Here is a 20,782-nt window from a genome sequence, read left to right on the forward strand (position 1 = left end):
GTGCGCGCGGGCCCGGCCGCCGAGCTGCGCGAGGCGATGCGGGGGGCGGCGAAGGGGGCCGACGCGGTGGTGATGGCCGCCGCCGTGGCCGACTTCCGGCCGGTGGCGGCGGCCGAACACAAGATCAAGAAGAGGTCGGCCGAACCGAAGCCGCTGCGGTTGGCCACGAACCCCGACATCCTCGCGGAGCTGGTGGCGGCCCGCGAACCCGGCCAGATCGTGGTCGGGTTCGCCGCCGAGACCGGCGACGACACCGGTGACGTGCTGCACCACGGGCGGGCGAAGCTGGCCCGCAAGGGGTGCGACCTGCTGGTCGTCAACGCGGTCGGCGACGGCCGGGCGTTCGAGGTGCCGGACAACTCGGGCTGGCTGCTGGCCGCCGACGGCGGCGAGGTGGAGCTCACGTCCGGGTCCAAGGCGCTGCTCGCCTCGCACGTGTGGGACGCGGTGGCGACCCGCCTGTAGTCCTCCGGCAACTCCTCCGGCAACACAGAAGAGCCGCTCGCCCGCAGGTCCGCACGCGGGGGAGTGGCTCTTCTGCTGTGCCGTCGCCGACGCGGCCGGCGCGACGGCGGGGATGTCCCGCGGGGCGCCCGCGGCCTCGGGGAGCCGCGGGCGCCCCGCGGGGAGTCCGTCAGCCGAGCAGGCCGCCGAGCGGACTGGGCTCGGGCTCGGGCGCGGGCTGGGGCTGCCCGTAGTCACTGAAATCGCCGTCGCCGAAGTCGCCGCTGCTCGACTCCGGTCCCGGGGTGGGCTGCAGGTTGTCGCCCGCGAACCCGCTGCCCTCGGATCCGCCCTGCTCGCCGTCGTCCGGCGCCGGCGCGTCCTGCGCGGGCGCGACGGGGCCGTCGATGGCGATGTAGTCACGGTGGGCCCAGCCGCCGAGGTCGGTCAGCTGGATGAACCCGTCGCGGATCTCGCCGGTCTGCACCTCCGTGCCCGCCTCGCAGAGCGCGACGATCTGCGAGGTGATGTCCGGCTCGGCCCGGACGTTGACGTTGTCGGTGCACCGGCCGGGCTCGTCGGCCGCGGCGGTGCCGGCGACGAGCGCCATGGCGCCTGCTGCGCTGACCGCGACCACTGCGCCGAGCGTGGCGGCAGCGCGGCCGGGGCGGCCCAGAATCGTGGTGGGAGCCTTCATCGTGAGCGATCCTCCGTGGGAGTGGGACTTCATCGGAACCAACGAGCGTCTCCGTTACCGATTCGCTACCAGCCGTGACATCACCGGAAGGGTTGACGAACCGGCCGCAGGTCACCGGGGAGGTGACGCACGGTCACGGACGCACCTCGGGCTGCTTCCACCGGTGGTGGAACCCGCCCCGGCCGTGGAGCACTGCCTGGTGGTGGAGCGGATCCGGGGGCGCGTTAGGCTCGCCGGTCGGAGATCTGTAGAGCGCGGTCGCGTCGGCGATCGGGCGAGAACGGACGGAGTACCGCGTGGCGAACGCAGGCCGACGGTTGTTCACCAGCGAGTCGGTGACCGAGGGTCATCCCGACAAGATGTGTGACGCGATCAGCGACACCGTGCTGGACGCACTGCTCGCGCAGGACGCGCGTAGCCGGGTCGCGGTGGAGACCCTGGTGACCACCGGCCAGGTCCACGTGGCGGGCGAGGTCACGACCACCGCCTACGCCGACATCCCCACGCTCGTGCGCGACACGGTGCTCGAGATCGGCTACGACTCGTCGGCCAAGGGCTTCGACGGCGCGTCCTGCGGCGTGAACGTGGCGATCGGGTCGCAGTCGCCCGACATCGCCCAGGGCGTCGACACGGCCTACGAGAGCCGCGTCGAGAGCATCGAGGACGAGATCGCCCGGCAGGGCGCGGGCGACCAGGGCCTGATGTTCGGCTACGCCAACACCGACACCCCGGAGCTGCTCCCGCTGCCGATCGCGCTGGCGCACCGGCTGGCGCGGCGGCTGACGGCGGTGCGCAAGTCGGGCGTGCTGCCCTACCTGCGCCCGGACGGCAAGACGCAGGTCACCATCGAGTACGACGGCGACAAGGCCGTCCGCCTCGACACCGTGGTCGTCTCGAGCCAGCATGCCGCCGACATCGACCTCGACGGCATGCTCGCCCCCGACATCCGCCAGCAGGTGGTGGGCCCGGAGATCGAGAACCTCGGGCTCGACGTGTCGGACGTGCGGCTGCTGGTGAACCCGACCGGGCGGTTCGTCGTGGGCGGCCCGATGGGCGACGCGGGGCTCACCGGCCGCAAGATCATCGTCGACACCTACGGCGGCTTCGCCCGCCATGGCGGCGGCGCGTTCTCCGGGAAGGACCCGTCGAAGGTCGACCGGTCCGCGGCCTATGCGATGCGCTGGGTGGCCAAGAACGTCGTCGCGGCGGGACTGGCCGAGCGCATCGAGGTGCAGGTGGCCTACGCGATCGGCAAGGCGGCCCCGGTGGGCCTGTTCATCGAGACCTTCGGCACCGAGCACGTCGACCCGGTGAAGATCCAGAACGCGATCACCGAGGTGTTCGACCTGCGGCCGGCCGCGATCATCCGCGACCTGGACCTGCTCCGGCCGATCTACGCGCAGACCGCGGCCTACGGGCACTTCGGCCGCACCGACGTCGACCTGCCGTGGGAGAGCACCTCGCGCGCCGACGTGCTGAAGTCGCTCGTCGGCGGCTGAGGCACGCCCGCGTCACGCACCCCGATCCGGCGCACGCCCCCCGATCCGGCGCACGCCCCCCGATTCGGCGGATGCACCCCGTCGACGGGGTGCGTGAGCCGACACGGGGTGCGTGAGCGGCGCCCGACCCGTGGCGGCCGCCGCGTGCGGGGATGATCGGCTCGGCCGGGGCGGCGGGCGGCGACGAGGAGTGGATGTGGCGGGAGCGGGGCGAAACCGGGGGGAGTGGCGTTCCGCCCCGGACCTGCCCGTCGCGCGTGTCGCGGTCGACGTGCCGCTCGCGCACCTGGACCGCCCGTTCGACTACCGCGTGCCCGAGCACCTCGACGCCGCCGCCGTGCCCGGGGTGCGGCTGCGGGTGCGGTTCGCCGGGCGGCTGGTCGACGGGTTCCTCCTGGAGCGGGTGGCGGAGTCCGGGCACACCGGAAGGCTCGCCTGGGTCGAGAAGGTGATCTCCCCGGAGCCGGTGCTCACGGCGGAGGTCGCGGCGCTGTGCCGGGCCGTGGCCGACCGCTACGCCGGCGTGCTCGCCGACGTGCTCCGCCTCACCGTGCCACCTCGGCACGCCCGCGTCGAGGCCGAGGCGCCACCCGAACGCCCCGCCCCCACCCCGGTGGAACCGTCCGGCACCGACGGCGCGGGCTGGGCCCGGTACGGCCGTGGGCAGGCCTTCCTCGACGCGCTCACCGCCGGGCGCGCCGCGCATGCGGTCTGGCAGGCGCTGCCGGGGGAGGCCTGGCCCGAGCGCCTCGCGGAGGCGGCCGCGGCCACCGTCGCCGCCGACCGCGGCGCCGTGCTCGTGGTGCCCGACCAGCGCGACGTCGACGCCCTCCACGCCGCGTGCGCGGACCGGCTCGGCGCGTCCGCCGTCGTCGCCCTCACCGCCGAGCTGGGCCCGGCCGAGCGCTACCGGCGATGGCTCGCGGTGCGGCGCGGGCAGATCCGCGTCGTCGTCGGCACCCGGTCGGCGACGTTCGCACCCGTCGACCGGCTCGGACTGCTCGCCGTGTGGGACGACGGCGACGACCTGCACGCCGAGCCGCGCGCGCCGTACCCGCACGTCCGCGACGTGCTCGTGCTGCGCGCGCACGCCGCAGGCGCCGCCCTGCTCGTCGGCGGGCACGCCCGCACCGCGGAGGCGCACCTGCTGGTGGAGTCGGGCTGGGCCCGCGAGGTCGGCCCGGACCGGGCCACGGTCCGGGCGCAGATGCCCCGGGTCACCGCGGTCGGGGAGACCGACGCCCAACTGGTCCGCGACCCGAGCGCGCGCGCCGCGCGACTGCCCCACGTCGCGTTCGAGGCCGTGCGGGCCGCCCTCGCCGCGGGCCGTCCGGCGCTGGTGCAGGTGCCCCGGTCGGGCTACCTGCCGTGGCTGGCCTGCGGGAGCTGCCGCGAGACCGCCCGCTGCCGGCACTGCGCGGGCCCGCTCGGCCTGTCCGGCCGCCGCGGCGCAGGCCGGTCCGACGAGCAGGCCGCGCTGCCGCACTGCCGGTGGTGCGGCCGGGCCGAGAGCGCGTTCCGCTGCCCCGCGTGCGGCTCGCGGCGGCTGCGCGCGGGCGTCGTCGGGGCGGGGCGCACCGCCGAGGAGCTCGGCCGCGCGTTCCCCGGCGTGACCGTCCGCTCGTCCGGGGGCGGGACGAGCGTGCTCGCCGAGGTCGGGGCGGCGCCGGAGCTGGTGGTGGCCACCCCGGGTGCCGAGCCGCGGGCGTCGGAGGGATACGGCGCCGCGCTGCTGCTGGACGGGTGGGCACTGCTGTCGCGGCCCGACCTGCGCGTGGCCGAGGAGACGCTGCGCCGCTGGCTCGCCGCCGCCGCGCTGGTGGTGCCGCACACCCGGGGCGGGCGCGTGGTCGTCATCGCGGACGCCGCGCTGCCCGTCGTCCAGGCGCTGGTCCGCTGGGACCCGGTGGGCCACGCGGCGGCGGAGTACGCCTCCCGCGCGGAGGTCGGCTTCCCGCCCGCGATGCGCATGGCCACGGTCGAAGGCGCCCCGGGCGCGGTGGCCGACGTGCTCGGCGAGCTCCCGGAGACCGTCGAGGTGCTGGGCCCGGTCGAGCTCGACCCGGTCGACGGGCCCGGCGCGGGCGCGGCGGAGGTGCGGGAGCGGGCCCTGCTGCGGGTACCGCGCACCGACGGCCGGGCGATGGCCGCCGCCCTGCACGCCGCACAGGCCACCCGCACCGCACGCAAGGTCCCCGACCCGGTGCGCGTGCGCCTGGACCCGGTGGAGATCGGCTGAGCCGGCGCCGCCGCACCGTGCACATCTCTCGGGCACCGTGCACATGTCCCGAGGTGTGCACGGTGCCCCCGGGGTGTGCACCGTCGGTCGGCCGCGGGGGCGCGGCGTGGCAGAATCGTCGGCTGGCGTCTGCTCCCCGACCCCGTCCCCGCGCGAAGGAGATCCGTGTCCGTCCAGCCCGTCCGGCTCTTCGGCGACCCGGTGCTGCGCACGCCCGCCGTGGAGGTCACCACCTTCGACGCGGAGCTGCGCAAGCTGGTGGCCGACCTCACCGACACGATGCACGACGAGGGCGGCGCCGGCCTCGCCGCGCCGCAGATCGGGGTCGGCCTGCGCGTCTTCACCTACGACTGCGACGGGTTCGCCGGGCACCTGATCAACCCGACCTTCGAGGCGGTGGGCGAGGAGGAGCAGATCGGCCCGGAGGGCTGCCTGTCGATCCCGGGGCTGCGCTGGGACTGCAAGCGACACCTGCACGTCGTCGCCCGCGGCTGGACGATGCACGGGGAACCGGTGACGATCGAGGGCAGCGAGATGCTCGCCCGGTGCGTCCAGCACGAGACCGACCACCTCGACGGCGTGCTGTTCGTCGACCGCCTCGACCCGGAGACCCGCCGGCAGGCGATGGCCGAGATCCGCGCCGCGGAGTGGTTCGGCACCCCGCCGCCGCAGGTCAAGGTCAGCCCGCATCCGCTGTTCGGGAAGGTCAGGTAGCCGCGTGAAGCTGGTCTTCGCCGGCACCCCCGAGCCGGCGGTGCCCTCCCTGCGGGCGCTGCTGGAGTCGCCGCGCCACGAGGTGGCCGCCGTCGTCACCCGGCCGGATGCGCCGGCCGGGCGGGGCCGCAGACTCGTACGGTCGACCGTGGGCGCGCTCGCCGACGACGCGGGCGTCCCCGTGCTCACCCCGCGCCGGCCGTCGGACCCGGCGTTCCTCGCCGAGCTGGCGGAGATCGGCCCGGACTGCTGCCCGGTGGTGGCCTACGGCGCGCTCGTGCCGCGAGCGGCGCTCGACGTCCCGGCGCACGGTTGGGTCAACCTGCATTTCTCGCTCCTGCCGGCCTGGCGCGGCGCCGCCCCGGTGCAGGCCGCCGTGCGCCACGGCGACGAGATCACCGGCGCCACCACGTTTCGGCTCGAGGAGGGCCTGGACACCGGGCCGACCTACGGCGTGGTCACCGAGGCGATCCGCGCGCACGACACGTCCGGCGACCTGCTCGGCAGGCTCGCCGTGTCCGGCGCCGCACTGCTGGTGGCCACCCTCGACGGCATCGCCGACGGCACCCTCGTGGCCCGGCCGCAGCCCGCCGACGGGATCTCGCACGCGCCCAAGGTGACCCCCGGCGACGCGCGCGTGGACTGGAGTGCGCCGCCGGTGGCCGTGGACCGGCTCGTCCGCTCCGTCACGCCGGAACCCGGCGCCTGGACCACCTTCCGGGGCGAGCGGCTCGGCCTCGGCCCGGTCACGGCCCCGGCCGACCCGCCGGCGCTGAAGCCGGGGGAGCTGCACGTGGAGAAGCGCCGCGTGCTCGTCGGCACGGCGGCGGCGCCGGTGCAGCTGGGCGAGGTGCGCCCGGTCGGCAAGCGGGCCATGCCCGCGCCTGACTGGGCGCGCGGCGTCCGCATCGAGGCAGGGGAGCTGCTGACGTGATCGTCGCTGTGCAGTACGGCTCCGAGATGCTGCCCAGGGGCGCGAGGATCAGCAGTACGGCTCCGATGTGCAGGGGTGCCCGGTGAGCGCGCCGGGGCGGCGGCCTCGGCGGCGCGGGGCCGCCCCCGGCAAGCCCGGGAGCGGGCCGCCGCGGGGGCGCACCGGGCCGGCCCGGCCGCCCGAGGTGGACCCGGCCCGGCAGGCCGCGCTCGACCTGCTCACCTCCGTACGGGTGCGCGACGCCTACGCCAACCTCGCCCTCCCCGCGATCCTGCGCAAGTACCGGCTGCGCGACCGCGACGCCGCGCTCGCCACGGAGCTCGGCTACGGCACCCTCCGGGCCCAGGGCCTGCTCGACGCCGTGATCGGCGAGTGCACCGACCGTCCTCTGGCGAAGGTGGAACTCGCGCTGCTCGACGTGCTCCGGCTCGGCGCCTACCAGCTGCTGCGCACCCGCATCCCGGCGCACGCCGCCGTGGACACCGCGGTGGAGCTGGCGCGCGCCGCGTCGGGCAGCCGGGCGGGCGGGTTCGTCAACGCGATCCTGCGCAAGGTCGGCGAGCGGACCGAGCAGGACTGGGTGGCCAGGCTCGCGCCGCCCGCCGCCGACGACCCGGTGGGCCACGCCGCCTTTGCGCACTCCCACCCGCGCTGGATCGCCCAGGCGTTCGCCGACGCACTGGGTCCGGCGGCCCTCGAGGCCTCCGGCGAGGAGGAGCGCTCCGAGCTGGACGCCGCCCTCGCCGCCGACGACACGCGCCCCACCGTGCATCTGCTGGCCCGCCCCGGGGAGATCACCGCGGCCGAGCTGGCGCTGGCCACCGGCGGCGAGGAGGCCCCGTACTCGCCCTACGGGGTGCACCTGGAGCCCGGCAGCGGCGACGTCGGCGAGCTCGACGCGGTGGCCGAGGGCCTCGCGGTGGTGCAGGACGAGGGCAGCCAGCTCGTGGCGCTCGCCTGCGCCCGCGCGGGGCTGCTCGACGCCGACACGGGCCACTGGCTCGACCTGTGCGCCGGCCCGGGCGGCAAGGCCGCGCTGCTCGGTGGGCTGGTGGCCCTCGACGGCGGCACCCTCGACGCGGTGGAGCAGAGCGAGCACCGCGCCGAACTGGTGCGCCGGGCCACCGAGGAGCTCCCGGTGACCGTGCACACCGCCGACGGGCGGTCCGCCCCGCTGCCCGACGGCGCCTTCGACCGCGTGCTGGTCGACGCACCCTGCACCGGGCTCGGGGCACTGCGGCGGCGGCCGGAGGCCCGCTGGCGGCGGCGCCCGGAGGACGTCTCGGGCCTGGCAAAGCTCCAGCGCGAGCTGCTGACCGCGGCGCTGCGGCACGTGCGCCCGGGCGGCGTCGTGGCCTACGTGACGTGTTCGCCGCACCTGTCGGAGACCGTGGGCGTCGTGGCCGGAGTGGTCCGACGGCACCCGGGCGTGGAGCGGCTCGACGCCCGGGAGTACCTCCCCGGCGTGCCGCACCTCGCCGACGGCACCGCCGTGCAGCTGTGGCCGCACCGGCACGGCACCGACGCGATGTTCCTCGCCCTGCTGCGCCGGGCGACCTGAGCCGCGCGGCGCTCGTGATCAGGGCACACCCGTCGTGCGCCGGTGATCGTAGTGTCGCGCGCGGCTCCGGACGCCGGACCGGGGCCGGTCACCCGGGTTGCCGGCCGGTTGAGCTGGACGTGAGCGGGCTCCGGGAGGTCCGTCACTCCGCTCACGTCGATCTCGCCCGAGGCCCGCGGTGAGCTGCCGCTCAGCCCGTCGCCCGGTCGACGGCCATGTCGACCGCGATGTCCAGGTAGTCGATCATCACCTCCTCGTCCTCGGGGCCGCTGCCGACCTCGATGCGCACGTCGCGGGTGCGCCTGCCCTTCCCGAGCAGCCTGCCGTGCGGGTCGGGCAGGTCGGCCCCGTGCTCGAAGCCGACGTTGACTCCGCCGTCGCGGGGGAACAGGGCGCACACGTACCCGCCGCGCGGATGGTGGAAGGCGAGCCCGTGCCACCCGAGGTTGACCCGCTCGCGCAGATCGGGGTGGGCGGAGCGCACCACCTCCCGCAGCCGCCGGACCAGCTGCGCCACGGCCGGCGGCTCGCCCTCGAGCAGGCGCTGCAGCTGCTGGTCGGCGTCGTCGGGGTGTGCGCGTGCTGTCATGGGGACATTCCACCGCACCCCACCGACAGTTCCGGCCGGCTCACCCCGCCGGCGGTCCGCCGCCGGGAGTGACCGACCCCGCTCCGGTGCCTGCCACGGTCACGGACCGCCGCAGCGTAACCTTCTGCCGTGCATCCGATGATCGCCCCGAGCATCCTGGCGGCCGACTTCGCGCGGCTGGCCGACGAGGCCGCCGCGGTGACCGGCGAGCCCGGCCGGGGAGCGGACTGGCTGCACGTCGACGTGATGGACGCGCACTTCGTGCCCAACCTCACCCTCGGGCTGCCGGTGGTGGAGTCGCTGCGCAAGGCCACCGGTGTGCCGCTGGACTGTCATCTGATGATCGAGGACCCGGACCGGTGGGCGGTCGGCTACGCCGAGGCGGGCGCGCACAACGTCACCGTGCACGTGGAGGCCGCGCGCGACCCGGTGGCGCTGGCGAAGGACCTGCGGGCCGCGGGCGCCCGCGCGGGGCTGTCGATCAAGCCCGGCACGCCGCTCGACCCGCACCTGGAGACGCTGCGGCACTACGACACACTGCTCGTGATGAGCGTCGAGCCCGGCTTCGGCGGGCAGTCGTTCATGCCCGAGGTGCTCGACAAGGTGCGGGCGGTGCGCCGAATGGTGGACACCGGTCACCTGCGGCTGCTCGTGGAGATCGACGGCGGCATCAACGCCGACACGATCGAGGCGGCCGCGGAGGCGGGAGTGGACTGCTTCGTGGCCGGGTCGGCCGTGTACGGGGCCGACGACCCCGCGCGCGCCGTGCAGGCGTTGCGCGAGCAGGTGGTGGCCGCGTCGGCGCACCGCGGCTGGTCGGCGTAGCCAACATTCGGGCCAGGAAGGGATCTGCGATGTTCACCGGAATCGTCGAGGAGATCGGCGAGGTCGTGGCCGTGCGGGAGAGCGCCGAGGTGGTGGTGTTCACCGTGCGCGGGCACACGGTCACCTCCGACGCCCGCCACGGCGACTCGATCTCCGTGAACGGCGTGTGCCTCACCGTGATCGACCCGGACGGCAGCACCGACGGCACCTTCACCGTGGAGCTCGTTCCCGAGACGCTCAAGCGCTCGAGCCTCTCGGCCGCCACGGTGGGCGCCCGGGTGAACCTGGAGCGCGCGCTGCCCGCGGGCGGGCGGCTCGGCGGGCACATCGTGCAGGGCCACGTCGACGGCGTGGCCACGCTGCTGTCGCGCACGCCGGGGGAGCGCAGTGACGAGCTGCGGTTCAGCCTCGCGCCCGACCTGGCCCGCTACGTGGTGGAGAAGGGCTCGATCGCGGTGGACGGCGTGTCGCTGACCGTCGCCGGGGTGGCGACCGACACCTTCACCGTGGCCCTGATCCCCACGACGTTGTCGCACACCACACTCGGTTTCCGGGAACCGGGAGATACCGTGAACGTGGAGGTCGACGTCGTCGCGAAGTACGTGGAGCGGCTCGCTGCCGGTTACGTAGGCGCCGGCCCCGGTGCGAGCGGCGAGGAGGCCCGGTGAACGGTGGCGTGGACGGTGGCGCGGTGAACGGTGGTCCGGTGGACGGACAGGCAGTGCCGCTGAAGGCGGCTGCCCCCCTTCGTCCCGGCGGGTTCGAGGCGATCGAGCGTGCGGTGGCCGACCTGCGGGCCGGCAAGGCCGTGGTCGTGGTCGACGACGAGGACCGCGAGAACGAGGGCGACCTGATCTTCGCCGCCGAGATGGCGACGCCGGAGCTCGTGTCGTTCATGGTGCGCTACACCTCCGGCTACATCTGCGTGGCGCTCACCGAGTCGGAGTGCGACCGGCTGGACCTGCCGCCGATGCACCACACCAACGCCGACAGCTTCCGCACCGCGTTCACGGTCACCGTCGACGCGAAGGCCGGGATCACCACGGGCATCTCGGCCACCGACCGCGCGCACACGATCCGGCTGCTCGCCGACCCCGCGGCCGGTCCGGCCGACCTCGTGCGCCCGGGGCACGTGCTGCCGCTGCGGGCCCGCGACGGCGGCGTGCTGCGCAGGCCGGGGCACACCGAGGCCGCGGTCGACCTGTCCCGCCTCGCCGGGTTGTCGGCGGCCGGGGCGCTCTGCGAGATCGTGTCGCAGAAGACCGACGGCGAGATGGCGCGCGGTGAGGAGCTGCGCGTGTTCGCCGAGGACCACGACCTCACGCTCATCACGATCGCCGACCTCATCGCCTACCGCCGCCGCTTCGAGAAGCACGTGGTGCGGGTGGCGCAGGCGCGCATCCCCACCGCGCACGGCGACTTCATCGCGTACGGCTTCGACTCGCTGCTGGACGGCATCGAGCACATCGCGCTGGTTCGCGGCGACGTGGCCACCCCCGAGGGGAGCGGCGAGGACGTGCTCGTGCGGGTGCACTCCGAGTGCCTCACCGGCGACGTGTTCGGCTCGCTGCGCTGCGACTGCGGCCCCCAGCTCGACGCCGCGCTGGGCGCGGTGGCCGAGGAGGGCCGCGGCGTGGTGCTCTACATGCGCGGGCACGAGGGCCGCGGCATCGGCCTGCTGCACAAGCTGCAGGCCTACCAGCTGCAGGAGGCGGGCGCCGACACCGTCGACGCCAACCTCGCGCTCGGCCTGCCCGCCGACGCCCGCGACTACGGCATCGGTGCCCAGATCCTCGTCGACCTGGGCGTGAAGTCGATGCGGCTGCTCACCAACAACCCCGACAAGCGCGCGGGGCTGGAGGGCTACGGGCTGACCGTGACCGGCCGCGTTCCGCTGCCGGTGCGGGCGAGCCGGGAGAATCTGCGCTACCTGCGCACGAAGCGCGACCGCATGGGCCACGACCTGCCGGACCTCGGTGAGGCGGCGGGCTCGGCGCTGGCCGACGGCACCGGCCTCTAGACGACGAGAGGTACGAGATGAGCGGGGAAGGCCGTCCGGGGCTGGACGAGCTGCCGGACGCCTCCGGCCTGCGGCTGGGGGTGGCCGCCACGCAGTGGCACGCCGACATCGTCGACACGCTGGTGGAGCGCGCGCTCGCCACGGCGGAGAAGGCCGGGGTACCGCGGCCCACCGTGGTGCGGGTGCCGGGCACCGTGGAGCTGCCGGTGGTGTGCCAGGAGCTCGCCGCCCGGCACGACGCGGTGGTGGCCCTCGGGGTCGTGATCCGCGGCGGCACCCCGCACTTCGAGTACGTCTGCGACGCGGTCACGGCCGGCCTCACCCGGGTGGCTCTCGACGAGCGCACCCCGGTGGGCAACGGCGTGCTGACCTGCGACACGCTCGCCCAGGCCGTGGACCGCTCGGGCGCGCCCGGCTCCGCCGAGGACAAGGGAGCGGAGGCCTGCCTGGCGGCGCTGCAGACCGCCCTCGTGCTGCGCGATCTACGGGGCGAGCTGCGGGGTGGGTCGTGACCGGGGCCGACACGGCCGTGGTGGTGCGCCCGCGGAAGGTGCTGATCGCCTCGTGGGTGGGCGCCGTGGTGGTCGTGGTGCTGTTCACGGTGATCGCCCTCCTGCTGCGCAACACCCCGACGGGGGTGTACTTCCGGACGGCCGACCAGGTTGCCCTGGTGCTGATGGGGCTGTTCATCGCGGGCGGCGTGCTGCTGCTCGCCCGCCCGCGGGTGCGGGCCGACGCCGAGGGCGTCGAGGTGCGCAACATCCTCGTCACGCGGCAGCTCGCCTGGGCCGACGTGGAGGGCATCGCGTTCCCGGACGGGGCGTCCTGGGCGCGGCTGGACCTGCCCGACGACGAGTACCTGTCGGTGATGGCGATCCAGGCGGTCGACGGCGCGCACGCCGTGGACGGCATCACGCGGCTGCGCGAGCTGCGCTCCGCGGCCCGCGGGCGCTGACCCGCGGTTCGCCGACGTGGGCCGGCGGCGCGGTACTGCCCACACCCCGCGACCCGCGCGGGCATCCGCACGTAGCATCGACGCCGTGCTGCGCGCCCGCAATCAGGCCGGTCGGGACCACCTCGGTGACGAGGGTGTGCGTCTCGGCGACATCGTGCTCCGCAACCGGCTGGTGACCTCCTCGAGCCTGCTGGGCTACGGGGTGTCGAACTCCGCACTGGTGCCCTACGGGATGAGCCCGATCTCGCTGTTCGTTCCGCTGGCCGAGTTCGGCGCCGTGACCACGCGGACGCTCACGGTGCAGCCGCGGGAGGGCCACTTCACCACCCGCGACGACTGGAGCCTGGCCGAGCTCCCCGGCCTGCTCAAGCGCTACGGCACCGTGCTGCGCGGCACCGACGGCGGCTGGCTCAACGCCTTCGGCTGGTGCAACGTCGGCATCGACGCCTACCTGCGCGACTACTACCCGCGCACCCGCGACCAGCGCGTGATCATCTCGTTGGGCGGCTTCTCGGCCGAGGAGTTCGTGACGCTGGTGGACCGCGTGAACGCCGCAGTGCCGGCGGGGGACATCGCGGCCGTCGAGTTCAACGTGTCGTGCCACAACGTCAACTTCGACTTCTCGACGATCCTGCAGGACGTGCTCGACGAGGCCGTGCCGCGCAGCAACCACCCGGTGATCCTCAAGCTCTCGCCCGACTACGACTACCTCCGCAACGCGCAACAGGCCGCGAAGGCCGGGGTGTCGGCGCTGACGGCGATCAACACGGTGAAGGCGCTGCGGCTGGACCCCCGCACCGGCACGCCGTGGCTCGCCAACCGCTACGGGGGGCTGTCCGGGCGGGCGATCAAGCCGATCGGGCTGCGCGTGGTGAGCGAGCTGCGCGAGGCGGGGGTGACCCTGCCGATCATCGCGACCGGCGGGATCCGCACCGCGGACGACTGCCGGGAGTACTTCTGGGCGGGCGCCGACGCCGTGAGCCTCGGCAGCGCCACGTGGCTCGCCAGCTATCCGGGGTACGCCCTCGCGCCGCTGCGCGCGCTGCGCGTTCGGCGCGTGCTGAAGGCCGTTCGGCGCTACACGCCGCTTTCGGGCCACTCCGCTTCGTCGCGCTGAGCGACGATCTTCACCCATACGTCCCAGCCGATCGCACGGTCGGCATGCGACAGTCGAGGTGATAGCGCCATGGCGGCGAGCGACATCGGCGGCCGGCCGGACCGCATCCGGGCCCCGGACCGCCGTCCTCGGGTGGTGCTCCTCGACGTGTTCGAGACGATGCTGCAGGTGAGCGCCCTGCGCTCGCGCTTCGTGGACGTGGGCAGGCCGGAGCACGAGTGGGAGCTGTTCTTCACCCGGGCCGTGCGCGACGGCATGGCGCTCACGCTCGCCGGCGCCGCGCTGCCGTTCGTCGAGGTGGCGCGGGCCGCCCTGCGAACCACCACCGGGCACACGCTGTCGGAGGACGCGCTCGACCACGTGCTGGCGGGATTCCGCGAGCTGCCGCCCCACCCGGACGTGGAGCCGGCGCTGATGGCGCTGGCGAGGGCGCGGATCCCGACCTACGCCTTCACCCACGGCACCGCCTCGGTGGTCCGCGACGCCCTCGACCGCGCCGGCCTGCGCACCTACCTGCGTGACGTGCTCTCCACCGAGGAGATCCGCTCGTTCAAGCCGCCGGCCCGCGTCTACAACTGGGTGTGCCAGCAGGTGGAGGCCCCCGGCGATCGCGTGGCGCTGGTGGCGGTGCACTCCTGGGACGTGCACGGCGCGGTGCGCGCCGGCCTCGTGGGCGCGCTCGCCACCCGGCTGGAGGGCGCGGTGCCCGACACCATCGCCCGCCCGCACGTGGTGGCCGAGCATCTGGACGAGGTGGTGGACCTCCTCGTCGCGCTCCCGGCGTAGCCCGCCGCCGCACCCGCATCCGATGGCCTCCGCCGGCGGGTGCCGCGAGACGGGGGCGGGCGCCGTCACGCCCCCACCGCGCGCCGGGGCCGGGTGTCGAGCCGGCCGCCGCGCCCGAGGTCGGCTCGTTCCCCCGCCCGTGCGCCCGCGACGAACCCTGTGCCGGACAGCGTGCTGCGGCGCGCCGTGCCGAGCCCCGGGAACGCCGCGGCATAGGCGCGGTCGACGCGGTCGCGCCGGTCGGCCAGCACGACGGCGACCGAGATGCCGGTGTCGGGCGCGCCGGTGTCGGGGGTGGCGCGCTCGTCGGCCGTCGCCTGCGCTGCGGCCCGCTCCTGCGCCGCCGTGAGCCTGCGGTGCACCTCCACGGCGAACCCGTGCAGCCACGAGCGCCGGTACGCGGCCACCGACTCGCCCCGCCCCGGCGGCCGCACCCTGACCAGCTGAGCGGTGGCCTGCAGGAGCAGCGACGTGTAGAGCATCTCCACCCGCTCGCGGTCGGAGGTGTGGCCGAACACCGTGACCGCGGCGACCTTCCCTCCCCACGCCTGATGCAGTACGGAGCGGCAGTTCAGCGCCGCTGCGGGCCACGCCAGCATCCGCGCCTTGCCCGCGCTGTACGGATCCTGCATCGCGATGCGCTGCTGCCCGATCGGGTCGGACCGGGGCTGGGTGGCGGCGAGCAGCGCGGTGTCGATGCCGTGGCGGGCCATCAGCTCCACCGCCTTGCCGGTGTAGCTCTCCGCCTCCGCCGCCGTGGCCGCGCGTTCGGCCTTGGCGAGCAGCTTGCGGACCCTGTCGAGCTTGTCGGCGCCCATCGGGAACCCCCTCGGATCGAACAGTCGTTCGGGCAAGGAGAGTCCTATCAGGCGGGTCCGACAGTTCCGCCGACGCGGCCCGCGCGCCTACACCACCGGGGCGACGCGCCGAGAGGGTGGTGCCGCCCGGCGTGTCGCGGGGCCGCCCTACTCTGGAGAGGCCATGCCCGATCCCAGTACCTACCGCCCGGCCCCCGGGTCCATCCCGGAGGCCCCCGGGGTGTACCGCTTCTCCGACCCGCACGGCCGGGTGATCTACGTCGGCAAGGCCAAGAGCCTGCGGCAGCGCCTCAACTCCTACTTCGCCGACCTGGCGAACCTGCACCCGCGCACCCGGCAGATGGTCACCACCGCCGCGCGGGTGCAGTGGACGGTCGTCACCACCGAGGTCGAGGCGCTCCAGCTCGAGTACAACTGGATCAAGGAGTTCGACCCGCGGTTCAACGTGCGCTACCGCGACGACAAGACCTACCCGGTCCTCGCGGTCACGACGAACGAGGAGTTCCCGCGGCTGCACGTCTACCGCGGCCCGCGCCGCAAGGGCGTGCGCTACTTCGGCCCGTACGCGCACGCCTGGGCGATCCGGGAGACGCTCGACCTGCTGCTGCGCGTCTTCCCGGCCCGGACGTGCAGTGCAGGCGTGTTCAAGCGGCACGGCCAGATCGGCCGGCCGTGCCTGCTCGGCTACATCGACAAGTGCTCGGCGCCGTGCGTCGGCTCCGTCGACGCCGAGCAGCACCGCGCGATCGTCGACGACTTCTGCGACTTCCTGTCCGGCCGCACGGACCGCATGGTGCGCGAGCTGGAGCGCCGGATGGCGGAGGCGTCCGAGCAGCTGGAGTTCGAGCGGGCCGCCCGGCTGCGCGACGACGTCGGCGCACTCAAGCGCGCGATGGAGAAGCAGGCGGTGGTGCTCGGCGACGGCACCGATGCCGACGTGGTCGCGTTCGCCGAGGACGAGCTCGAGGCCGCGGTGCAGGTCTTCCACGTCCGCGGCGGGCGGGTCCGCGGCCAGCGCGGCTGGGTGATCGACAAGGTGGAGCCCACCGACACCGCACAGCTCGTCGAGCGGTTCCTCACCCAGTTCTACGGTGAGCAGGCCGCGCTCGCCGGCGCCGCCGACGACGCCCACCAGCCGGTGCCGAAGGAGATCCTCGTCCCCGAGCTGCCCGCCGAGGCCGGGTCGCTCGCCGACTGGCTGTCGGGCCTGCGCGGCTCCCGCGTGCAGGTGCGCGTGCCGCAGCGCGGCGACAAGCGCGCGCTCGCCGACACCGTCGCCCGCAACGCCGCGGAGGCGTTCACTCAGCACAAGCTGCGCCGGGCGGGCGACCTCACCGCGCGCTCGGCCGCCCTGCAGGAGATCCAGGACGCCCTCGGGCTCGACTCCGCGCCGCTACGCATCGAGTGCGTCGACGTGAGCCACGTGCAGGGCACCAACGTGGTGGCCTCCCTGGTGGTGTTCGAGGACGGGCTGGCGAGGAAGTCGGACTACCGCCGCTTCGAGATCCGCGACGGCGCCGCGGGCGGTGACGTCGCGTCGATCGCCGAGGTCGTCCGCCGCCGGTTCCGCCGCCACGTCGCGCCGGAGAACGGCACCGGGAACGGCACCGACACGGGCGATGCGCCGGAGGCAGGGAACGGCGCGGACACCGCGTCCCGGCCCGGGATCGATCCCGACACCGGACGGCCGCGCCGGTTCGCCTACCCGCCCAATCTGTTGGTCGTCGACGGTGGCCAGCCGCAGGTGGAGGCCGCTGCCGACGTGCTGGCCGACCTCGGCGTCACCGACGTCGCGGTGTGCGGGCTGGCCAAGCGACTGGAGGAGGTGTGGCTGCCCGCCGAACCCGACCCGGTCATCCTGTCGCGCACGAGCGAGGGGCTCTACCTGCTGCAGCGGGTGCGCGACGAGGCCCACCGCTTCGCCATCACCTACCACCGGCAGCGCCGCTCCAAGAGCATGATCTCCTCGGAGCTGGACGCCGTGCCCGGCCTCGGCCCCGCCCGCCGCGCCGCCCTGCTGAAGCACTTCGGCTCGCTGCGCAAGCTGCGGGCCGCCGACGCCGACGAGATCGCCGCCCTGCCCGGGTTCGGGCCGCGCACCGCCGCGGCCGTGTTCACCGCGCTGCGCGGCGACCCGCCCGCCGCGGATCCCACCGACCACACGAACGACGAGGTGCCTGCGACATGACGGGGGACACGAGGGCCGACGCCGGCCGCGAGCGCGCCGGGATCGAGGTCGCTCTGATCAGCGGCCTGTCCGGGGCCGGGCGCAGCACCGCCGCCAAGGTGCTGGAGGACCTCGGCTGGTTCGTCGTCGACAACCTGCCGCCCGAGCTGATCGCCACGATGGTCGACCTGGGTGCCCGCGCCCGCGGGGACGTCACCCGGATCGCGGTCGTGATGGACGTGCGCAGCCGGGCGTTCACCGAGGATCTCGGGTCGGTCATCAAGGACCTCGACGCCCGCGGGTACAAGCCCCGGCTGCTGTTCCTCGAGGCGGCCGACGCCGTGCTGGTGCGCCGGTTCGAGCAGGTGCGGCGCAGCCACCCGCTGCAGGGCGAGGGCAGGCTCGTCGACGGCATCGCGGCCGAGCGCGAGCTGCTGCGGCCGCTGCGGGAGAACGCCGACCTCGTCGTCGACACCTCCACCGTGGCCGTGCCGCAGCTGCGGGCCACGCTGGAGCGGGCGTTCGGCGCCGAGACCGGGCAGGTCACGCGCGTCACCCTGCTGTCGTTCGGCTACAAGTACGGCCTCCCGATGGACTCCGACCTCGTCGTCGACGTGCGGTTCCTGCCCAACCCGTTCTGGATCCCCGAGCTGCGCGACTTCACCGGGCGCGACGAGCCGGTGCGCGACTACGTGCTGAGCCAGGACGGTGCCGAGGAGTTCATCGGCCGCTACCTGGACCTGCTGCGGCTGGTCGGGGCGGGCTACCGCCGGGAGGGCAAGCGGTACCTCACGGTGTCGGTGGGATGCACCGGCGGCAAGCACCGCAGCGTCGCGATCAGCGAGGAGATCGGGCGGCGGCTGGCGGGTTCCGACGGCGTCACCGTCAACGTCATGCACCGCGACCTGGGCCGTGAGTGAGTGCCCGCGAGTGAGGATCCGCCCGTGACCACCCCGATGACGGCTGTCGCGCTCGGGGGCGGCCACGGGCTGCACGCCACGCTGTCGGCGCTGCGCCTGCTCGGCGACCACGTCCACATCACGGCCGTGGTCACCGTCGCCGACGACGGGGGTTCGTCGGGGCGGCTGCGCCGCGAGCTCGGCCTGCTCCCGCCGGGGGACCTGCGGATGGCGCTGGCCGCGCTGGCGGCCGACGGCCCGGCCGGGCAGCGCTGGGCGGCGCTGGTGCAGCACCGGTTCGGCGGCAGCGGCGCGCTCGCCGGGCATGCGGTCGGCAACCTGCTGCTCGCCGGCCTGATGGACGTCCTCGGCGACCCGGTCGCCGCGCTCGACGAGGTGGGCGCGCTGCTCGGGCTGCGCGGGCGGGTGTTGCCGATGGCGTGCGAGCCCCTCGAGATCGAGGCCGAGGTGACCGGCCTCGGCACCGGGCCTGCCGACGAGCCGCACCTGATCCGGGGGCAGGTGGCGGTGGCGTCCACGCCGGGCCGGGTGCAGCGGGTGTGGCTGCGCCCGGAGCGCCCGCAGGCCTGCGCGGAGGCGCTCGAGGCGGTGCGGGAGGCCGACGTCCTGCTGCTCGGCCCCGGTTCGTGGTTCACGAGCGTACTCCCGCACCTGCTCGTGCCGGAGCTGCGCGAGGCCGTGGTGACGAGCCGGGCCCGGCGGGTCGTCGTGCTGAACCTGGCGCCGGAGCCGGGGGAGACCGCCGGGTTCTCGCCCGAACAGCACCTGGCCGTACTCTCCCAGCACGCCCCGGAGTTGCGCGTCGACGCGGTCCTCGCCGACGTCGCCGCCGTTCCGGTGCCGGACCGGCTGCACCGCACGGCTGCCGACATGCTGGTCCCCGGCGGCCGGGTCCACCTCGCCCCGGTCGCCGCCGCCGACCCGGCGGTGCCGCGGCACGATCCCGCAGCGCTGGCGGAGGCACTCGCCGCCGTGCTGTCCCAGCCCGCTCGCGACGCCCAGCTCTCCGGCGACGCAGGCGCCCCCACTGGCAGGAGGTCCAACCGATGGCGATGACCGCAGCGGTCAAGGACGAGCTGAGCAGGCTCGTGGTCACGAAGCCGTGCTGCCGGCGCGCCGAGGTGGCCGCGCTGCTGCGGTTCGCCGGTGGGCTGCACATCGTCGGCGGCCGGGTCGTCGTCGAGGCCGAGGTCGACACCGGCTCGGTCGCACGCAGGCTGCGCCGCGACATCCACGAGCTGTACGCGCACTCCTGCGACGCGCACGTGATCACCGCGGGCGGGCTGCGCCGCGGCGCGCGGTACGTGCTGCGGGTGGTGCGCGACGGCGAGGGGCTGGCCCGCCAGACCGGGCTGCTCGACGCCCGCGGCCGTCCGGTGCGGGGCCTGCCGCCGCCCGTGGTGTCCGGCGGGGTGTGCGACGCCGAGGCGGCGTGGCGCGGGGCGTTCCTCGCGCACGGCTCGCTCACCGAGCCCGGCCGCAGCTCCGCGCTGGAGGTCACCTGCCCCGGGCAGGAGGCGGCGATGGCACTGGTCGGCGCGGCCCGCCGGCTCGGGGTCACGGCGAAGTGGCGCGAGGTGCGCGGTGCCGACCGCGTGGTCGTGCGCGACGGCGACGCGATCAGCGCGCTGCTCACCCGCATGGGCGCGCACGAGAGCGTCATGGCGTGGGAGGAGCGGCGGATGCGCCGCGAGGTGCGCGCCACCGCCAACCGCCTGGCCAACTTCGACGACGCCAACCTGCGGCGCTCGGCCCGCGCCGCCGTGGCGGCCGCCGCGCGCGTACAGCGGGCGCTGGAGATCCTCGGCGACGACGTGCCACAGCACCTGCTCGCCGCGGGCAGGCTGCGCGCCGAGCACACCCAGGCGTCGCTGGAGGAGCTGGGGCAGCTCGCCGAGCCCCCGATGACCAAGGACGCCGTGGCGGGCCGGATCCGCAGGCTGCTTCACATGGCCGACAAGCGGGCCGCCGACCTGGGCATCCCGGACACCGAGTCCGCCGTGACCCCGGAGATGCTCGAGGAGGCCTGAGCCCAGCCGGCATGACAGGGTCGACGTCGATTTCGTGCTGCACGGCGACGGCGGCCCGGCCTCGGCGTGGGCCGCGGCGGCGCGTGGCGGCGACGCGATCGGGATGGTCGGCCCGCAGCGCAGCCCGCCTCCGCGGTGCGGGCGCTGCGCCGCCACCTCGTCGACGACCGCGGCGTCGAGAAGCGCGCCATCGCGTGCACCGGGTACTGGCGCCGCCAGCTCTCGCAGGACGCGGCCCCGACGCCGGAGGACGCCGCCGACCAGGCCGAGCAGCCGGCCGACGTCGCCTTCTGAGCCGGCGGAGCCCGGGGCAGGATCACGTGTGGCCTGCGGAACAATCCGGACCCTCCGGGGACCTCGCGGCCCGGCTGCGCGCGAGGTCGCGCGGTCTGGATAGATGATGTGAATCGATACAGCCCCCGCAACCGCGCCGTCGGTGCCGCGGGATAGGGTTGTCCCCGGTTTGA

Annotated in this window: 21 protein-coding genes; 18 read left to right on the plus strand and 3 right to left on the minus strand. The window is 75.1% G+C overall.

The window, feature by feature from the left end; all coding sequences use genetic code 11:
* Positions 1-465: phosphopantothenoylcysteine decarboxylase domain-containing protein (locus tag KME75_RS20310; RefSeq protein WP_281424598.1), on the plus strand; the 465-nt coding region annotated here is incomplete at its 5' end.
* 169 nt (positions 466-634) lie between these two features.
* Here KME75_RS20310 and KME75_RS20315 read toward each other — a convergent pair.
* Positions 635-1,141 (minus strand): SH3 domain-containing protein, encoded by a 507-nt coding sequence (locus KME75_RS20315; RefSeq protein WP_219416443.1) that lies wholly within the window; start codon positions 1,139-1,141, stop codon positions 635-637.
* Positions 1,142-1,437: 296 nt separating this feature from the next.
* Between KME75_RS20315 and metK the strand changes: the two genes are divergently transcribed.
* The 5 genes from metK to KME75_RS20340 all read left to right on the plus strand — a co-directional run bounded on the left by metK (position 1,438) and on the right by KME75_RS20340 (position 8,088).
* Entirely contained in the window at positions 1,438-2,640 is a 1,203-nt protein-coding gene (metK, locus tag KME75_RS20320) for a methionine adenosyltransferase (RefSeq protein WP_308282918.1), read from the plus strand.
* A 196-nt stretch (positions 2,641-2,836) separates the two neighbouring features.
* Complete coding sequence (locus tag KME75_RS20325; protein WP_308282919.1) at positions 2,837-4,879, plus strand: primosomal protein N'; 2,043 nt, start codon at positions 2,837-2,839, stop codon at positions 4,877-4,879.
* 165 nt (positions 4,880-5,044) lie between these two features.
* Complete coding sequence (gene def / locus KME75_RS20330) at positions 5,045-5,593, plus strand: peptide deformylase (protein WP_219416444.1); 549 nt, start codon at positions 5,045-5,047, stop codon at positions 5,591-5,593.
* A 4-nt stretch (positions 5,594-5,597) separates the two neighbouring features.
* The gene (locus tag KME75_RS20335) at positions 5,598-6,527 is read left to right on the plus strand and encodes a methionyl-tRNA formyltransferase (RefSeq protein WP_219416445.1); all 930 of its coding nucleotides are present in this window, start codon (positions 5,598-5,600) and stop codon (positions 6,525-6,527) included.
* 82 nt (positions 6,528-6,609) lie between these two features.
* A complete protein-coding gene (locus tag KME75_RS20340; RefSeq protein WP_219416446.1) occupies positions 6,610-8,088 on the plus strand; it encodes an RsmB/NOP family class I SAM-dependent RNA methyltransferase in 1,479 nt (492 codons plus the stop codon).
* Between the two features lie 190 nt (positions 8,089-8,278).
* Here the strand turns inward: KME75_RS20340 and KME75_RS20345 are convergent, their stop codons facing one another.
* Positions 8,279-8,677: a DUF1801 domain-containing protein gene (locus KME75_RS20345; RefSeq protein ID WP_219416447.1), complete on the minus strand. Its 399-nt coding sequence runs from the start codon at positions 8,675-8,677 to the stop codon at positions 8,279-8,281.
* A gap of 138 nt (positions 8,678-8,815) precedes the next feature.
* Here KME75_RS20345 and rpe point away from each other — a divergent pair, with 138 nt between their 5' ends.
* From rpe to KME75_RS20380, 7 genes are all read left to right on the plus strand, one after another.
* A complete protein-coding gene (gene rpe, locus KME75_RS20350; RefSeq protein WP_219416470.1) occupies positions 8,816-9,502 on the plus strand; it encodes a ribulose-phosphate 3-epimerase in 687 nt (228 codons plus the stop codon).
* 29 nt (positions 9,503-9,531) lie between these two features.
* Positions 9,532-10,170, plus strand: coding sequence for a riboflavin synthase (locus KME75_RS20355; protein ID WP_219416448.1), 639 nt, complete (start codon positions 9,532-9,534; stop codon positions 10,168-10,170).
* Positions 10,171-10,223: 53 nt separating this feature from the next.
* Positions 10,224-11,522, plus strand: coding sequence for a bifunctional 3,4-dihydroxy-2-butanone-4-phosphate synthase/GTP cyclohydrolase II (locus KME75_RS20360; RefSeq protein WP_308282921.1), 1,299 nt, complete (start codon positions 10,224-10,226; stop codon positions 11,520-11,522).
* 17 nt (positions 11,523-11,539) lie between these two features.
* Positions 11,540-12,034, plus strand: a complete 495-nt coding sequence (ribH, locus tag KME75_RS20365) for a 6,7-dimethyl-8-ribityllumazine synthase (RefSeq protein WP_219416449.1) — start codon at positions 11,540-11,542, stop codon at positions 12,032-12,034.
* On the plus strand, positions 12,031-12,477 hold the full coding sequence (locus tag KME75_RS20370) for a PH domain-containing protein (RefSeq protein WP_219416450.1): 447 nt from the start codon (positions 12,031-12,033) through the stop codon (positions 12,475-12,477). The genes ribH and KME75_RS20370 overlap by 4 nt, the downstream gene beginning before the upstream one ends.
* Positions 12,478-12,562: 85 nt before the next feature.
* Positions 12,563-13,594: a beta/alpha barrel domain-containing protein gene (locus tag KME75_RS20375; protein WP_219416451.1), complete on the plus strand. Its 1,032-nt coding sequence runs from the start codon at positions 12,563-12,565 to the stop codon at positions 13,592-13,594.
* Positions 13,595-13,663: 69 nt separating this feature from the next.
* Positions 13,664-14,380, plus strand: coding sequence for an HAD-IA family hydrolase (locus tag KME75_RS20380; protein WP_219416452.1), 717 nt, complete (start codon positions 13,664-13,666; stop codon positions 14,378-14,380).
* Between the two features lie 65 nt (positions 14,381-14,445).
* Here KME75_RS20380 and KME75_RS20385 read toward each other — a convergent pair whose 3' ends face one another.
* Complete coding sequence (locus KME75_RS20385) at positions 14,446-15,234, minus strand: DUF2786 domain-containing protein (RefSeq protein WP_308282920.1); 789 nt, start codon at positions 15,232-15,234, stop codon at positions 14,446-14,448.
* A 127-nt stretch (positions 15,235-15,361) separates the two neighbouring features.
* Here KME75_RS20385 and uvrC point away from each other — a divergent pair, with 127 nt between their 5' ends.
* The 5 genes from uvrC to KME75_RS20415 all read left to right on the plus strand — a co-directional run bounded on the left by uvrC (position 15,362) and on the right by KME75_RS20415 (position 20,609).
* Entirely contained in the window at positions 15,362-17,386 is a 2,025-nt protein-coding gene (gene uvrC / locus KME75_RS20390; RefSeq protein ID WP_219416453.1) for an excinuclease ABC subunit UvrC, read from the plus strand.
* Positions 17,383-18,285: an RNase adapter RapZ gene (gene rapZ / locus KME75_RS20395; protein ID WP_219416454.1), complete on the plus strand. Its 903-nt coding sequence runs from the start codon at positions 17,383-17,385 to the stop codon at positions 18,283-18,285. The genes uvrC and rapZ overlap by 4 nt, the downstream gene beginning before the upstream one ends.
* Positions 18,286-18,321: 36 nt before the next feature.
* Positions 18,322-19,341 (plus strand): gluconeogenesis factor YvcK family protein, encoded by a 1,020-nt coding sequence (locus tag KME75_RS20400; protein ID WP_219416473.1) that lies wholly within the window; start codon positions 18,322-18,324, stop codon positions 19,339-19,341.
* Complete coding sequence (whiA, locus tag KME75_RS20405) at positions 19,332-20,315, plus strand: DNA-binding protein WhiA (RefSeq protein ID WP_219416455.1); 984 nt, start codon at positions 19,332-19,334, stop codon at positions 20,313-20,315. The genes KME75_RS20400 and whiA overlap by 10 nt, the downstream gene beginning before the upstream one ends.
* 135 nt (positions 20,316-20,450) lie before the next feature.
* Entirely contained in the window at positions 20,451-20,609 is a 159-nt protein-coding gene (locus KME75_RS20415; protein WP_219416474.1) for an SIP domain-containing protein, read from the plus strand.
* The last annotated feature ends 173 nt before the right edge of the window (positions 20,610-20,782 follow it).

This window comes from Pseudonocardia nigra (genome assembly GCF_019396355.1).
Lineage (GTDB): Bacteria > Actinomycetota > Actinomycetes > Mycobacteriales > Pseudonocardiaceae > Pseudonocardia > Pseudonocardia nigra.

Bases quoted from the DNA above. Each gene is read 5' to 3' on its own strand.
- rapZ (WP_219416454.1), top strand. From the start codon at position 17,383: ATGACGGGGGACACGAGGGCCGACGCCGGCCGCGAGCGCGCCGGGATC.
- KME75_RS20380 (WP_219416452.1), top strand. From the start codon at position 13,664: ATGGCGGCGAGCGACATCGGCGGCCGGCCGGACCGCATCCGGGCCCCG.
- KME75_RS20355 (WP_219416448.1), top strand. From the start codon at position 9,532: ATGTTCACCGGAATCGTCGAGGAGATCGGCGAGGTCGTGGCCGTGCGG.
- whiA (WP_219416455.1), top strand. From the start codon at position 19,332: ATGGCGATGACCGCAGCGGTCAAGGACGAGCTGAGCAGGCTCGTGGTC.
- ribH (WP_219416449.1), top strand. From the start codon at position 11,540: ATGAGCGGGGAAGGCCGTCCGGGGCTGGACGAGCTGCCGGACGCCTCC.
- rpe (WP_219416470.1), top strand. From the start codon at position 8,816: ATGATCGCCCCGAGCATCCTGGCGGCCGACTTCGCGCGGCTGGCCGAC.
- uvrC (WP_219416453.1), top strand. From the start codon at position 15,362: ATGCCCGATCCCAGTACCTACCGCCCGGCCCCCGGGTCCATCCCGGAG.
- KME75_RS20400 (WP_219416473.1), top strand. From the start codon at position 18,322: ATGACGGCTGTCGCGCTCGGGGGCGGCCACGGGCTGCACGCCACGCTG.
- KME75_RS20345 (WP_219416447.1), bottom strand. From the start codon at position 8,677: ATGACAGCACGCGCACACCCCGACGACGCCGACCAGCAGCTGCAGCGC.
- KME75_RS20315 (WP_219416443.1), bottom strand. From the start codon at position 1,141: ATGAAGGCTCCCACCACGATTCTGGGCCGCCCCGGCCGCGCTGCCGCC.